The 15,631-nt window shown below is 68.3% G+C and carries 7 protein-coding genes; 5 read left to right on the forward strand and 2 right to left on the reverse strand.

Translation table 11 applies throughout. The features are described from left to right. Positions 1 to 3 precede the first annotated feature (3 nt). A complete protein-coding gene (locus tag Pla108_RS15130; protein WP_146445800.1) occupies positions 4 to 1,245 on the reverse strand; it encodes a DUF1559 family PulG-like putative transporter in 1,242 nt (413 codons plus the stop codon). Positions 1,246 to 1,612: 367 nt separating this feature from the next. On the opposite strand from Pla108_RS15130, the gene Pla108_RS15135 reads away from it, so the two are divergent. The 5 genes from Pla108_RS15135 to Pla108_RS21030 all read left to right on the forward strand — a co-directional run bounded on the left by Pla108_RS15135 (position 1,613) and on the right by Pla108_RS21030 (position 10,376). Then, positions 1,613 to 4,789 carry a PD-(D/E)XK nuclease family protein gene (locus tag Pla108_RS15135; protein WP_146445801.1) on the forward strand — a complete coding sequence of 1,059 codons (3,177 nt, stop codon included), beginning with the start codon at positions 1,613 to 1,615 and terminating at the stop codon, positions 4,787 to 4,789. After that, the gene (locus tag Pla108_RS15140; RefSeq protein ID WP_146445802.1) at positions 4,786 to 8,295 is read left to right on the forward strand and encodes a UvrD-helicase domain-containing protein; all 3,510 of its coding nucleotides are present in this window, start codon (positions 4,786 to 4,788) and stop codon (positions 8,293 to 8,295) included. Before Pla108_RS15135 ends, Pla108_RS15140 begins: the two co-directional genes overlap by 4 nt. Before the next feature lie 28 nt (positions 8,296 to 8,323). Further along, positions 8,324 to 9,538, forward strand: coding sequence for a CCA tRNA nucleotidyltransferase (locus Pla108_RS15145; RefSeq protein ID WP_146445803.1), 1,215 nt, complete (start codon positions 8,324 to 8,326; stop codon positions 9,536 to 9,538). 85 nt (positions 9,539 to 9,623) lie between these two features. Then, the gene (locus tag Pla108_RS15150; protein WP_146445804.1) at positions 9,624 to 10,187 is read left to right on the forward strand and encodes a hypothetical protein; all 564 of its coding nucleotides are present in this window, start codon (positions 9,624 to 9,626) and stop codon (positions 10,185 to 10,187) included. Between the two features lie 18 nt (positions 10,188 to 10,205). Beyond that, positions 10,206 to 10,376: a hypothetical protein gene (locus Pla108_RS21030; protein ID WP_197526600.1), complete on the forward strand. Its 171-nt coding sequence runs from the start codon at positions 10,206 to 10,208 to the stop codon at positions 10,374 to 10,376. A gap of 118 nt (positions 10,377 to 10,494) precedes the next feature. Here the strand turns inward: Pla108_RS21030 and Pla108_RS15155 are convergent, their stop codons facing one another. After that, positions 10,495 to 15,612 carry an SdrD B-like domain-containing protein gene (locus Pla108_RS15155; protein WP_146445805.1) on the reverse strand — a complete coding sequence of 1,706 codons (5,118 nt, stop codon included), beginning with the start codon at positions 15,610 to 15,612 and terminating at the stop codon, positions 10,495 to 10,497. Positions 15,613 to 15,631 lie beyond the last annotated feature (19 nt).

Below are 15,631 nucleotides of genomic sequence, written 5' to 3' on the forward strand. Positions count from 1 at the left end.
TCACTACTGGTTGACCGGCTCGTTGCCGGACATCGTGATCAGGTGCATGTAGACGTCACCGACGATGTCGTCCTTCACGGCGCCCGAGTGCCCGTCACCGTAGGCGTGCAGCGTGACGCCGGGGTGGTTCGAGCTCGGTCCCCAACGACGCTCCTTGTTGAAGTGAGGAAACACTGCCGCCGAGGCGTACCACTTGGCGGTTTCGTTGGTCGGGGTGGTCGTCGACTTGTTGGAGCCCTGGTTCAAAGCAACCCCCTTGTTGCTGTTCAACGTCCAGGTGCCGACCGGGCCGGTCGCGGTCCCGGCGGTGATCTGCGGGTTGGTCGCCGCGGCCGGGAAGGCGTTGGCGGGGCGGTTCGGCCAAATGCCGACGACGTACGAGGCCGCGGCGCTGTACCAAGCGGAGAAGTTTTGCTCGCGGGATTCGGTGAAGACGACGGTCTTGGCCGTGCCGTCACGCATCGCCGCGAAGTTGCGGCCCTTGCGTGTGAACTGGTTGTTCACGATTCCGGGGAACGAGAGGATGCCGTTGCCACAGTAGGCGCCGGTCCGGCAGTCGTCACCGCCCGGGGCGGCGGGTGACGAGGTCGCCAACGAGCTCCCGAGCGAGCCCCCTTGGACGTCGTAGTGGGTCGACGGAATCGCCACGTAGTTGCCCGAAGCCATTTCCGAGCTACCGGGTCCGGCTTGACCGGCCGTGTCGTCACCATCGAAGCTGGGGCACTTTACGGCGTCGAGCTGAACTTCCCAGAAGTAGGGGTTGGTCTTCGCGACGCGCGCAGTCGTCCCGCCGGTCAGTGTGTAGTTCGGCGCCGTATTGGCGGTCACGAACGCGTCACCTCGGAGGTTGTTCGACGCATCGGCGATCTTGTCGTAGAGGGTGTTCTCCTCGATGAAGGGGAGCACCTGGACGATCCAGCTGAAGCTATCCAGGTTGTTTGCTACAGCGGTGCCGTTCGGGGCCGTGGCCGAGGCCGTTCCCACGCTAACAAATTGCCCGGCGTTGCCGGTGCCAGCGAACATGGCCCGCGAGCCGGCGAGCGGGAAGTACTGCTTCGTGTCGTGGCTATTGTGAAGAGCCAAGCCGAGCTGCTTGATGTTGTTCAAGCAGGAGTTGCGGCGGGCCGCCTCACGGGCCGCCTGAACCGCCGGCAGCAACAGCGCCACCAAGATGCCGATGATGGCGATCACCACCAGCAGCTCCACGAGGGTAAAACCCCGTGGAAGTCGTGTGTTGGTCCTCATGGGAACCTCCGTCGAAAGAAAGAAAAATAGGAATAAGATCTCCGCCCGAACGGGCGGTAGAACCCTCAATTGAACCGCTCAACAGCAAGCTCGCAGTGGACCCTGAGAAGAGCAGAAAGCTCCCCTAATTCAGAACGAGGCGCCAGCGAACGGGCCCCGTCAGTCTTGGCGGAAGGAATCTCCCGCTACACTGTTCCGTTAAGAAGTAAAGCACTGTGGCTGCTTGCTGTCAACAATTGCGTGAAAAACCCCTCCTGCGAGGTATACGCCGGCGGGGCTAACCCCGCTGTAATTGCCCCTTCGGCCACCGAGCGATCGGCCGCCTCCGCAACGCCCCTCTTTCTCCGTTCCCGCCACAGGAGCCGCCGTGCCGCCTCGCTCGATCCAGGCGGTCGCCGGTTCCCCCGTCGCACGGCGTTCGGCGTTGCTGCGGGTGATTGACGAAGGCCCCCCGGCCTGGTGGATCGTCGCCACCCCCGCCGCGGCGGCGGCCGTCCGCCGAGAAATGGCGTCGTCAGGCGCCGCCGGCCGACTCGCGCCGGGCGTCATGACGCTCCGGCAAGCCGCGAACGCCCTGACGCGGCTCGCGGAGCGGTTGCCGCTCGGACCGGCCGCCCGGTCGACGCTGATCGGCGAGCTCGCCGCCGCGGTGAAACACCGGGCGGGTCTGGGGCCTTTGGAGTCGCTGCTCGAATCGCCCGGCTTGGTCGAGTTTCTCGGCTCGCGGTTCCGCCAGCTCCGTCGCCAAGGGGTCGGCCCCGAACAAGCCGGCAGCGCCTTGCGGAAGCTCGACGGCGAGGAGGCGGGGGGCGCCATCGCGCGAATCTACCGCGACTACCTCGCCGCTATCGACCGCGACCAGCTGCTGGACGACGAAGAAGCGCTGCTCGTCGCGATGCAGCAGGCGGATCGCTCCAACACGCCACGGCGGTTGATCCTCGACCTGCCGCTGTCGATCACGCCGATCGAAGAACAGCTGATCGCCGCCCTCGCCGAATTGGCGGACGAGGTCTTCGTCGCGGTCGCGGGACCAACGCCCGACCTGCCGGCGGCAGCGTCGCTCGCGGGGGCGGTGACGCTCCGCGAGCGTTGGCTCAAGACCCTGCGAGTTGATGAGTTGTCGCCGTCGCTTGCCACGGAAGACTCGCTGCCGCCGTCCGGGCTGGAGCGGTTACGTCGCGGACTGTTTGATGACGATTCGGCAAGCCACGGCGGCCATGAGGGGGTCGCCATCGTCGCGGGCGGCAGCGCGCAAGACACGGCCCGCCGGGTCGCACGGCGGGTCAAGGCGCTGCTGGTCTCGGGCGTGAAGCCGGCCGAGATCCTCGTTGCGGCCCCGCAGATCGACTCGGCGGCGCCCCGCTACGCCGAGGCCTTGCGGGAGTATGGCGTCCCCGTGTCGGTCGATGCGGCGGACCGGCTCAGTGTGGCGCCGTGTGTCGCGGCGGCGACGGCGCTGCTAGAGGTGGTCACCAGCGATTGGGCGTTCGGCCCGCTGGTCGATTTCGTTTCACGCAGCGACCTGACGGCGTGGTCGGCGCCCGGCCCCGGCGAAGGCTTCGCCTCGGTCCGCGCCGCCACGGAGTGGTTGATCCGCGAGCTGCAGATCCCCCAACGGCGTGGCTACGTCCTCCACCAGATCGAACAGCTCGCCGCCCGCGAAGCGACCACCTCGACGGTGCGGCGGCTGGCGGAAGCGGCGCGGTCCGCGTCGCAGGCGTTGCAGACGCTTGCCGACGCTTGCGACACGCTCCCCGACGAGGCGACGCCGCTCGAATGGCTCGACGCGACCGACGCCGTGCTGCGCCGGCTCGGCCACGCCGGCCTCCGCGACGGGGCCGACGCGGTCAATCGTCAAGCGGGCGACGCCCTCGAAGAAGCCGCCGCGGCGGTTGAATCGCTCGCCCGCTGGCGTGGTCGCGAGCCGCGCGCGGTGTCGCTCAAGGATTGGGCGTGGCTGGTGCGATGTTGGGCGACCCGATTGCGGCTGTCCAAGCGGAGCGACAGCGAAGGAACGGTGCGGGTCGTCGGTCTGACGACCGCGATCGGGCTTCCGTGCGAGCATCTGCTGGTGGTCGAGGCGGGCGAGAGCGCCCTCGCGGCGTCCGACGCCGAGGGCGCGGACGAAGCGATGCTGCTGTTCTACGAGCTGTGCGCGACGCCGTCGGCGAGCCTGACGTTTGCCTACGCGGCGCTCGACGACGCGGCCCAGCCGTTGTTTGCCAGCCCCTACCTGACCGACGTCGAACGTCTTTTCGAGCCCGGCGCCCTGCGTGGTGGTGAGCCGCCGCTGCTCAGCGTGGCAGTCGCCGAGGGCGAGCCGCATTCGCGACGCGAAGCGCGCCAGGCGGCGGTGCAGCGGGCCGTCGCGGGCGACGCCCAGGGCCTCGCGACCGTTGCCGCGGCGGGAGACCTTTCGCTTGTTGACGCGTTGCGATCTGTCGACGCCCGCGCCCGGGGCGACTCGTTTGGCCCTTGGGAAGGGGCGCTCGAGAGCGACGCCGCGGCCGCCGCTCTGAAGGAACGTTTCGGAACCGATCACCTCTGGAGCGCCAGCCAGCTCGAGCTGATGGCGACCTGCCCGTTCAAGTTCTTCTCCCGCCAGGTGCTGCGGATGCAGCCCGCTGGGGAGTTGACGCTCGGCGTCGACTATCGCCGCCGGGGGCTGCTGATGCACGACGCGTTGGCCGAGAGCTTGGCGGAGCTTCTCGCCGAGTTGCCCGAGGGCAAGCGTCTGAGCTCGGAGTTCGCCGGGCGGCTCACCGAACGGATCGTCGACCGGATCAACGCCGCCGTCGAGAGTGGCAAGCTCCCCGCGCACGAGGCGGCGCTTGCCCGCATCGAAGCCCGCCAAGCGACCGAATGGGCCCAGAACTACGCCGACCAGCAGGAACGCTTCGAGAACGACAAGCGTTGGAGCGACGCCGGCGTCGCGATGCGGCCGGCGTTGTTCGAGGCCCGCTTCGGCCCGGGGAAATCGACGGAGGAACCGGAGGACCCACACAGCGTCGACCAACCGCTCGCGCTGTCGTTGCCTTCGGGCGAGACGCTCCAGGTGACCGGCCGCATCGACCGCATCGACACCGCCAAGATGGGCGACCGGACGCTCTTTGTCGTCATCGACTACAAGACGGCCAAGCAGTACACCGTCAAGGTGGAACACATCGAGTCGGGCAAGCAACTGCAGCCGGTCCTCTACGCGCTGGCGGCGCAAGAGCTGCTACTCGACGCGGGCGCGATCCCCGTCGGCGCCGGCTACTGGGTGCTGCAGCGCAACGGCTTCGTCGCGCCGGCGCCGAAGGAGCTGCCGCTTGTCGTGTTCGAAGACGGCGTCGCGCGACCCTCCGACGAATGGCAGGCCACCGTCGGCACGGTGCTGCGGCGCTGCGAGTCGCTCGTCGGTGAGATCCGGAGTGGCGATTTCCCGATGCTGAACGACGACGAGGACTGCGGCAAAAGCTGCGAGTTCCGCACCATCTGCCGTGTCGGCCAGACGCGGGCGCTCGGCAAGACGAAACCCGCCGAAGCGGAGGGGTCGTCATGAGTCAACTCGAGTACACCGAAGAACAAGACAAGGCGCTGAAGGCGACGGTCCCGTCGATCGCCGTCGACGCAGGCGCGGGCTGTGGCAAGACGTTTGTATTGACCGAGCGGTTCCTGTCGCACCTTGACCCGTCGCGCGAAGAAGTGGCGACCGTCGCCGACCTCGATCACCTGGTTGCGATCACCTTCACCGACGCCGCCGCCCGCGAGATGCGTGGCCGGATCCGCGCGCGGTGCCGCGAGCGGTTGCTGACGGCGGACGCCGCCGACGCGCCGTTCTGGCGGACCCTGCTGCGGAAGCTCGACACGGCGCGGGTCTCGACGATTCACTCGTTCGCCAGCACCCTGATCCGCAACCATGCGATCGAGTTGGGCGTCGACCCGGCGTTTACGGTGCTCGATCCCGCCGCGGCGGCGGTGCTCAAGTCATCCGCGGTCGACGCGACGCTGCGGGCCCGGCTCGCGCCGCGCGACGGCGAGCTCGACGAGGACCTGATCGCGACAGCCGCCGAGTTCGATCTCAACGGCCTCCGTAATCACATCCGCGCGCTGGCCGAAAGCTCGAAGACGCCCGAGTTTGCTAAGTGGCGGAAGGCGACGGCCGACGACCTGATAGCTTCCTGGCGCCAGTTTTACGTCACGGAAGTGGCGCCTCGGTATGCGCGAGAGTTCCTTACGAATCCGCTGGTCGAAGAACTCCTCGACCTCACGGCGTCGGCGACACCCGTTAAAGAGGGTTTTGCCGACTGGATCATCGACGTCCGCACCGCTCTTCAGCAAATCCCCGACGCAGACGACCAAGACGACGCGATCCGGCAGTTGCGCCCCTACTTGAATTTCCGGAACCCCGCGACCGGCAAGGACCTGTGCGGCGTTAAGGACTGGCCCGACAAAGCGTCCAAACAGCAATTCACGGCGCTTCTGAAGTCGCTCCGCGAGGTTCTCGACAAGCAACGCCGCCCCGGCAATCCGGAGTCGATGCGACGTGCCGCGGAACTCGGGCTGCAGGTGCTCCACCTGGCGCACGATACGGCGAAGCGGTACGACCGCCTCAAGCGCGACCGCGGCGTGCTCGACAACGACGACCTGCTCACCGAGGCGCACCGCTTGTTGACCGACCCGGCGCTCGCCGACGCCCGCGGCCGCATTGCGGGGCAGGTGCGGGTGCTGCTGGTCGATGAGTTCCAAGACACCGATCCGCTGCAGGCCGAACTCGTGCGGGCGATCGTCGCCGGGACCCCGAGTGACGCGGCGCCGCTCGACGGCCTCGAAGGCGAGCGGACGCTATTTTTCGTCGGCGACTTCAAGCAATCGATCTACCGCTTCCGCGGCGCCGTGCCGCAGGTCTTCCAAGATTTGCGAGCGGCCGCTCCCGAGGCGGGGCGGCTCACCCTCTCGAAGAACTTCCGCAGCCAGCCGGCGGTGCTGGATTTTGTCAACACGTTGTTCGAGCCGCTGTTCGTCGCGGGTTACGCCAAGCTGTCGGCGAACCGCCCGCAGGTCGGCCCGGCGCCGGCCGTTGAGATGCTCTGGACTCCGCCGCCCGAAGAGCAAGGCGTGTCGGCGCAGCGGAGCGCCGAGGCGGCGACCGTCGCGGCGCGGATCCGGCAGCTGATCGACGAAGGGGCGCCGCTCGTCTACGACAAGGCCGCCGACGCGGCCCGCCCCGTGCGGCAGGGGGACTTCACCATCCTGCTCCGCGCGTTGAGCGACGTCGCCGAGTACGAGCAGGCTCTGCGTGAGGCGGGGCTTGAGTACTACTTGGTGGGCGGCCACGCGTTCTACGCCCAGCAAGAGGTCTACGACGTTCTCAACCTGCTGCGGACGCTCCTCAGCGAGAGCGACGAGATCGCCCTGGCCGGCGTGCTCCGCAGCCCGATGTTCGGTCTGCCTGATAACGCCCTCTTCTGGCTGGCGCAACGGGGGGGTCTCAACGCGGGGCTGGCGGCGGGGTCGCTGCCACCCGAGCTCTCGGCCGACGAGAAGCGGATCGCTCGCCACGCCCGCGACACCCTCGTGCGGTTGCGGCGTGAGAAGGACCGCGTCGGCGCCGCCGAGTTGCTCCGCCAAGCATGGGACGCGACCAGCTACGACGCCACGCTGTTGGCCGATTTCCTCGGCGAGCGGAAGTTGGCCAACCTCGAGAAACTCCACGAGCAAGCCCGCCAATCGGACGCCACCGGGACGGGAGTACGAGGCCTCACGGCGCGGCTTACCGAGTTTGTGAACACGCCCCCCAAGGAAGCGCTCGCCGCGACGACCGAAGGCGACGCCGACGTCGTGCGGCTGATGACGGTCCATGCCTCGAAGGGGCTCGAGTTCCCCGTGGTGGTGCTCCCCGACCTCAACCGGAGAACCCGCAGCGAGTCGGCCCAAGCGGTCTTCGACCCGCGGCTCGGTCCGTTGGTGCGCCCAGCGCCACGACGCGATGACGACAAAGAAAAGGGCCCACCGATCGGCCTCGACTTCTGGCGGGCGACCGAGAAGCCGCTCGACGAGGAGGAACGCGATCGCTTGTTCTACGTCGCCTGCACCCGCGCTGCGGATCGATTGATCCTGTCGAGTTGCTACGACGGCGAAATCAAACTAGAAGGGCCCTGGTTGAAACGGTTGGCCGAGCGCTTCGACCTGACGACCGGCAAGTTGCTCGACGATGAGCCAGCTCCGCCGTTGGTTGAGGTCGTCCCACCGCCAGCCGCGGTCGCGGGACGGGGAGAGACCACGCGCCGCCAGTTGCACCACGCGCTCGAGGCCTTCGACGCGGGCGCCACGCCGGCGGCGCCGGTGGGAGACGCCGCCCCGATCGCGATCCTCCCCGAGGACCTCGTCACTTTCAGCGTCTCGCGGCTTTCGGGCAAACTACACCGCGGAGCGAGCGGCGAGACCTCCGAAGAACCGACGGCGGCCAAGGGCGTCGATCCGCGTCGGCTGGGGACGCTCGTGCATGCCGTCATCGAACGGCTCGACCCGGCGGCCGACTCCTGGGAGAGTGCGATCGACCGCTGGTCCGACGCGCTGGCGCCGCGCGAGCTGCGCCGTGCGGCGCCAGAGGGCGCCCGCGAAGCGAAGCGGCTCGTGCGGCGGTTCATCGCGACGCCCGAATGGGCGGCGATGCGGTCGGCGGCCCGGCTCGATCGTGAAACGGAGTTCCTGCTCCGCTGGCCCCCCGAGGCGAGCGCGGCGAATCCCGCCATGATTCGGGGCTACTTGGACGCCCTCTACCAAGACGCCGCGGGCGGCTGGCATTTGGTCGATTACAAAACGAACTCGGTCGACGCCAAGGGGGTCCCTGCTCTGGCGAAGGAATACGCCTTGCAGATGGCCGTGTATGCTCACGCTATCGAGGCGGCGACCGGCGCCCGCCCCGCGTCGCTGACGCTCGTGTTCCTGGCGCCTGGTGTCTCGCACGCGATCACGTGGGACGACGCCGCCCGGGCCGCGTCGGTTGGAGCGATTTCGGGCGCCATCGCCGATGCCCGACAAGCCGCGACCGTGACTACCTTGTGACCGGACTACCTTGTGCCTGGACTGGCCCGTGACCGTTGAATCCCCGCAACGCGACTTCGCCGTCGAGGTGGTCCGCCGCCTCCGCGACGCGGGCCACGAGGCGCTGTGGGCGGGGGGGTGCGTCCGCGACCAGCTCCTCGGCAAGACGCCGAAGGACTACGACGTCGCTACCGACGCCCCGCCCGACGTGGTTCGCGCGTTATTCGGCAAGCGACGCACCTTGGCCGTCGGCGCCGCGTTTGGCGTGATCACCGTGCTCGGCCCGAAGGACGCCGATCCGATCGAAGTCGCCACGTTCCGCAACGACGGCGGCTACAGCGACGGACGCCGGCCCGACTCGGTCGAGTTCACCAGCGCCGAGGAAGACGCCAAGCGGCGTGACTTCACGATCAACGGCATGTTCTACGATCCGACGACCGAGCTGGTGATCGACTTCGTTGGTGGCCAAGTCGACTTGGCGGCGGGCGTCGTGCGCGCGATCGGCGACGCCGACGAGCGCTTCGCCGAGGACCGCCTGCGGATGCTCCGCGCGGTACGGTTCGCGGCGTCGCTCCGCTTTGCGCTCGACCGGGAGACCGCCGACGCCATCCGCCGGCACGCCGAGGCGATCCGCGACGTCAGCGCCGAACGCATCGGCGTCGAGGTGCGGCGGATGCTGACCGAGACCGACCCACCGCGCGCGGTGCGACTGCTGACGGCGACGGGCCTGCTGCCGTGGGTGTTGCCCCCACTTGCCGCGGCGGGTGAAGCAATGATCGCCGACGCCGAAGAGCGACTGGGGCGGCTTGAGAGCCCCTCGGCGCCGCTTGCCTTGGCGGCGACGCTCCTCGACGCGGCCGAGCCCGCTCAAGTTGCAAAGGTCGGGCGCTCGCTGCGTTGGACGAATAGAGAGATCGACCTTGGCGCTTGGCTCGTTGAGCATCACGACCGACTAGACGGAGCCGAGTCGTCGCCCTGGTCGCAGGTTCAGCCGTTGCTCGCCGCTGAGGGGGGGCCGGCATTGGTCTCCCTGCGTCGCGCCGCCGGCGCCGAAGACGCGGCGCAGCGTTTCTGCGAGGAGCGCCTGGCCTGGCGGCCCGATTTATTGGACCCGGCGCCCCTGCTGGTCGGCGCCGACCTGATCGCGGCCGGCAAACGACCCGGGCCTGATTTCGGCTCCCTGCTGCAGAAAGCGAGGGCGGCTCAGCTCGATGGCGAGGTCACCGACAAACAACAGTCGCTCCGATTGCTAGGTCTGTCATGAAACGCCGCCCCGGGGGCCGTGGACGCTCGGCTTCGGGGGCCCTACGATCCCCTCACACGCCCCTCGCCTGACGGAAGCTCGTTCTATGGATATCACCGCGATCCTCGCCGCTGCGACGCCGACTTACGACGCCGGCTACCTCGCCAGCCTGCTTTCACGCGTGGTTCACACGACCTGCGCCGGCACGCTGCTGGGAGGGCTCATCTACTTGCGGTTTGTGCTCGCCCCCGCAGCGCCCGCGGACGGCGCCGAGGCCGCCCTCTTCGCCGATCGCCGCAAGACCTGGGCCCGCTGCGTCGCGGCCTGCACCGGGCTGCTCCTGCTCAGCGGTTTCTACAACCTGATCTTCGTCGTGGGCGCCTACGAGAACCTGCCGGCGCTCTACCATCCGTTGTTCGGTGTGAAGTTCTTGCTCGCGCTGGGCGTCATGGTGATCATGGCCCTCGTCGCCGGCAAAACCTCATTGGCGGAACGCATGCGGGGTTCCTTGAAGCTGTGGCTCAACGTGGCGCTGGTCCTGTGCCTGGCGACCTATGTCACGGGGGCGATGCTCCGGTCGTTCCGCGACCTGCCCGACGCCCGCGTCGCGACGCCCTTGATGGACGAAGCGCCGGCGTTCGGCGACCCCCTCATTGTCGACCCTGAATAAGCCGCCCGGAGGCGCCGCATGGATAAGAAAGCCAAGAAACGCGTTGAAGTCATCCGCAAGAAGCTCGACACCTTGCAGCAACAGCTCAACGGCGCCAAGCAGCAGATGGACGACCCCGACGAGGTCGCCCAGCTCGAGCGCGAGATCGGATCGCTGAAGGCGGAGCTGACGCAGTTGAAGGCGAGTTGAACGCGGCGGCGCAGTCGGGCTCTCTCCGCTTACTTCGTGCGCGGCTCTATGCCGATTTGTCAGCGAAGTTGTTTAGAGCCGCGCACGTAGTAAGCGGAGTGCGCCCCCCCGCCAACTTTCACCCCGCTTTGCGGAGCGACACGCGCACCTCCGGGCCCTCCGCACCAGCGCCCTCGGCCGGGCTGTAGAGCGCCGGCTCGTCGCGGCCGTCGCCGTCCCAGTCGCCCACGACCGGCTTGCCGTCCGTTCCGTCGGCGAGCGCCTGGTCGGTCGCTGCGAGCTCCATCTCTTCGAGCTCGCCATCGCCGTCCGCGTCGACCAGCCAGCGGCCGTGGCGATAGACGCCCAGGTCGTCGACGCCGTCGCCGTTGAAGTCGCCCACCAACGGGGTGTCGCCCGCCTGGCCGAGCGTGACCGCGCGGTCGTGCTCGTCGAGCCGGCCGTCGCCGTTCGTGTCGAGGTTCCACGAGCCATCGCGGAAGACGCCGATCGTGCGGACGCCGTCGCCGTTCCAGTCGCCGACCACCGGGGCGTCACCCGGGGCGCCGTAGTGGAAGACGTGGTCGATCAGGTCGGCGCGCCGGCCCTGAATCTTCTCACGGAGTCGCGCCAGTAAGCGGGCGCCGCTGGTGGCGTTCTCTTGCGTCGGCGGCATGTTCTTCGCGAGATCGGCGTGCGATCCAGGGTAGTTGGCGACGTCGGGCATGCCGGGCTCGCGCTCGATCGCGTGCGGGTCGCGGGGCCAAGCGGGGCCGTAGATGCCGATGTCGGTCTTGCCGTCGCCGTCCCAGTCACCGGTGACCGGCAGGTCGTCCCGCGAACCGAGCTGCGCCCACAGGTCGCCGACGCCCCACCGGCCATCGCCGTCGAGGTCGAGGTACCAGTCGCCGTCGATAAAGACGCCGACATCGGTGACGCCGTCGCCGTCCCAATCGCCCGCCACGGGGATCGCATCCTCTAAGCCGAAGAGCAGGTCGCTCAGTTCGGTCCCCTCGACGTCGTTGGCAAGCAGCCGCCACTTGGCCTGGCTGAGTTGCGACTCGCTCCGCTCGGAGCCCTGCCAGAGGTCGTCCGTCGATTGCGACGCAAACCGCATCGGGGTGTTCTCCGAAGCGTACGCGCGGGGCTGGCCCGCGTTGACGACGCTAAGGTGCCACGTGTAGCCGACCGCCTGGCTTGAGCCGCCGTAGATCTCTTCGCCCGGCCGTGGCGGCGGCGGCAAGGGCCGTAGTGGCAACGGCGTGCCGGGCGTCAGCGCTGTCGGCGGGGTGTAGGGCGGCTCGGGCGTCGGTGTGTCGGGCGGGAGCCAACCACGGTAGGTCGTCACCTCGCTGAAGTTGTTTTCTCGAGAGAAATCGCCGGCGGTGATGTCGATCCGCGCGATAAAGTCGTCGCCATAATCGAGCCCAAACGGGATCGGATTCTGCGGCACGCTGGGGTCGGTCGGGTTGCGGGCGTCGCCGCCGGTGGTCCCCGCCGTGTCGAGGCCGTCGAGGAAGCCGCTCGGCTGCACCTCGACAACGCCGTACGAACCGGCCGGCAGCCCGAGGAACTCGTAGTAGCCGTTGGCGTCGGTGACGGTCTCGAAAACCCCGTCGGTGTAGGTCCCCGGCAAAGCGACGATCAAGGCGGCGCCAAGCGGCGCGTCGAGCTCGGTCTCGCCCGGCTTGAGCTGATAGAGCGGGGCGCCCGTCGTCCCGTTAACGAGCCGCACCACAACGCCCGCCAGTGGCGTATCGTCAGCGGTCCGCTGGCCGTCCTTCAGGTTGTAGATACTGTCCGGCAGGGCGCCGTTGTTCGACAGGATCGCGCCGCCGTCTACGAAGACGTAGCCCGACAGCGCCGCCGGAGGGGCCTCGCAGAAGTCGTAATGGACGCCATGGATGTCCGAGCCAATCGTGATCTGGCTTACAAGGTCGTTTGTGACGACGCCGCCGACCGACCCCGCCATCTCGACGCCGTCGAAGTAACCCGCTGGCTGCACCTCGCGGACCGAGTAGACGCCCGGCGCGAGATTGTCGAAGCGATAAGCGCCAGACGCGTCGGTTGTCGTCGTGCGGATCACGGCGCCACTGGCGTCGAGCAGCTGGATCACGACTCCCAGGATCGGCGTCTGCGGGCTGCCGTCCATGCAGTCGCCGGTGGGCGAGCTGGTGACGCGGCCCGCGATCGAGCCGGGCAGCAGCTCGCCGAAGTTGTACTCACGGGCGTCGTCGCCAAACTCGAGCGTGATCTCACAGATCATATCGCCCGGGTTGGTCGCGTCGCCCCCCTCGGTGCCGGCCGTATCGAGGCCGTCGAGCCAGCCGGTCGGCTGAACCTCCATGACGCAGTAAGTGCCCGCGTCGAGGTTCGTGAACTGATAGAAGCCGCGGCTGTCGGTCACCGCCCGCAGGCCGGTGTCCGTGCCATCGCCACGGAGCAGCTTGAGAGTCACCTGCGGGATCGGCTCTTCGCCCGGATCGCGGACGCCGTCGTTGCTGCGGTCGTGGTAGACGTAGCCCGACAAGTTAACGCCGACATGCTCGCAGAAGTCGTACTCGGTGGCGTGGACGTCCGAGCCGATCACGACGTTCGACAGCAGGTCGTCGGTCGCGACGCCGCCGGCGGTGCCGACGTGCTCATCGCCGTCGTAGTAGCCGGTCGGCTGCAGCTCGCGCACCTGGTACTCGCCCGGCTTCAGGCCGGTGAACGAATAGCGGCCCAGCGAGTCGGTCGTCGTGGTCTGCAGCACCGCGCCCTGCGGCGACAGCAGCTGAATCGTCACGCCCGACAGCAAGATCTCCGGGTCATCGAAGCTGCAGTCGCCGTCGGTCGAGGCGTGCACGCGCCCGGCGATCGACCCGGCCAGCAGCTCGCCGAAGTTGTAGTTGACCGCGTTGTCGCCGTACTGCAGCACCGCGCCGGTCAGCAGGTCGTTGGCGACCGCGCCCCCCTTCGAGCCGATCGTGTCCTTGCCGTCGAACCAGCCGGCGGGCTGCGTCTCGCGGACGCCGTAGGTCCCCGCGTCGAGGTTCGTGAACTCGTAGTAGCCCAGCGCGTCGGTCGTCGCAAAAACGCCGGTCCCTTGCCCCGCCGCATCGAGCAGTTCGAGCGTCACCCCCGCGATCGGGTCCTCGCTCGCGTCCTTCACGCCGTCGTCCGACTGGTCGTGATAGACGTAGCCCGAGAGGCTAGCGCCGACGTGCTCGCAAAAGTCGTAACGGACCGCGTCGATGTCCGAGCCGAGGTCGATCGAGGCGATCACGTCGTTGGTTGCCAAGACGCCACCCACCGAGCCAATGTGCTCGTCGCCGTCGTAGTAGCCCGCGGGCTGCAGCTCACGAACCTGGTAAACGCCGGGCGGCAGGTTGTCGAACTTGTACTCGCCCGCCGCATTGGTCTGGGTCGTCCGCAGGAGGTTCCCCTGCGCGTCGAGCAGTTGGATCGTGACGTTCGGGATCACGAAGTCGGGGTCGTCCGGGTCGCAGTCGGGCGTGTTGTGCCCCGTCACTCGGCCCGCGATGGAGCCGGGCTGCAATTCGCCGAAGTTGTACTCGCGGGCGTCGTCGCCGAAGTCGAGCGTGATCTCGCAGATCATGTCGCCCGGATTGGTCGCGTCGCCGCCGAGCGTGCCGGCCGTGTCGAGGCCGTCGATCCAGTTTTCGGGATGGACCTCCATGACACAGTACGTGCCGCGGTCGAGGTTGTTGAACTTGTAGAGGCCCGTGGAGTCGGTCACCGCCCGGAGGCCGGTGTCCGTCCCGTCGGCGCGGAGCAATTTGACCGTCACGCCGGCGATCGGCTCCTCGCCCGGGTCGCGCGAGCCGTCGTTCGAGCGGTCGTGATAGACGTAGCCCGAGAGCATCGCGCCGACGTGCTCGCAGAAGTCGTACTCGACGGCGTCCTCGTCCGACCCGATGGCGATGCCGGAGATCAGGTCGTCGCTCGAGACCACGCCGCCCGCCGAGCCGACGTGCTCGTCGCCGTCGTACCAGCCGGTCGGCTGCAGTTCGCGGACTTGGTATTCGCCGGGACGCAAGCCGGTAAACGAGTAGCGGCCTTCCTCGTCGGTCGTGGTCGTCTGCAGCACCACGCCTTGAGGCGAGAGCAGCTGAATCGTAACGCCTTCAATGACAAAGTCGGGATCGTCCGGGTCGCAGTCGGGACGGTTGTGGCCGGTGACACGGCCCGCGATCGAACCGGCCAGCAGCTCGCCGAAGTTGTAGTTGACCGCGCGGTCGCCCCAGTTGAGGACGGCGCCGCTCAGCAGGTCGTTGGCGACGGCGCCGCCGTTCGAGCCGATCGTGTCCTTGCCGTCGAACCAGCCGGTGGGCTGCGTCTCGCGGACGCCGTACGTGCCAGCGACCAAGTCGCGGAACTCGTAGTAGCCTTGGGCGTTGGTGGTCGTGTAGACGCCGGTCCCCTGCCCCGCGGCGTCGAGCAGCTCGACCGTCACGCCAGAGATCGCCTCTTCGCCGGCGTCACGGGCGCCGTCGTCGTCGCGGTCGTGGTAGACGTAGCCCGAGATCCGCGCAAGCTCGACCTGCTGCGCCCGCGCGACGGCGCCGGCGGTGCGGTCGACGTAGTTGACGCTCGTGTCGTAGGCGTCGTTGGGTAGCCTGCTAAGCGTCGCCCCGGCGGCGGCCTCCTCGGCGGCGAAGTTGGCGTCGAACGCGTCGAAGTACAACGCCTCCATCGTCAGATCGACAAAGCCCGGCGCGCTGAAGTCGCCGGTGAGGGTCGTCCCTTCGAACTCGGCGCCCTCGGCGAGCGGGTTCGGGTTCGGGCCGAGCTTGGTGACGCCCCACTCGTCGACGTCGATCGAGAAGACCAGCTTCTCGCCCGCCTCGAAGCCGCTGAAGTTGAAGACGATCGTCATGCCGCCGTCGAGCACCTCGACGCTGGTCACCGTGAAGCCGTCGCTCTCGACCTCCGCGTAGCCGACCGAGCCGAACGAGCCCGGGGTCGCCGGCAGGGTGTCGAAGAAGATGTCGCCGGCGGTCAGGCCGTCGCCCAGCTTGTCGCCGTCGATGACGAGGCGGTCGAGCGTCGTCCCCGCGGCGCCGCCGACGAACGACACCTGGATCGTGTCGGGGCGGCTGTCGTCACCGGTGGCCTCCTCGAAGTAGACCGAGCCCAGCAGCACGTCGGCCGCCATCATACGGCGGTCCTCCACCTGCTCGAAGCGCGTGCGTCGGGGGGCGCGTAGCGCCTGACGCGAGGGGCGGCCGAGTAGCTTGGTGAATAGTCCCACGGGTTTTCGTCCTTGAAAC

This window comes from Botrimarina colliarenosi (assembly GCF_007859955.1).
Taxonomy (GTDB): Bacteria; Planctomycetota; Planctomycetia; order Pirellulales; family Lacipirellulaceae; genus Botrimarina; species Botrimarina colliarenosi.

Coding starts and splice junctions, on each gene's coding strand:
- Pla108_RS15140 (WP_146445802.1), top strand. CDS start 4,786: ATGAGTCAACTCGAGTACACCGAAGAACAAGACAAGGCGCTGAAGGCG.
- Pla108_RS15130 (WP_146445800.1), bottom strand. CDS start 1,245: ATGAGGACCAACACACGACTTCCACGGGGTTTTACCCTCGTGGAGCTG.
- Pla108_RS15150 (WP_146445804.1), top strand. CDS start 9,624: ATGGATATCACCGCGATCCTCGCCGCTGCGACGCCGACTTACGACGCC.
- Pla108_RS21030 (WP_197526600.1), top strand. CDS start 10,206: ATGGATAAGAAAGCCAAGAAACGCGTTGAAGTCATCCGCAAGAAGCTC.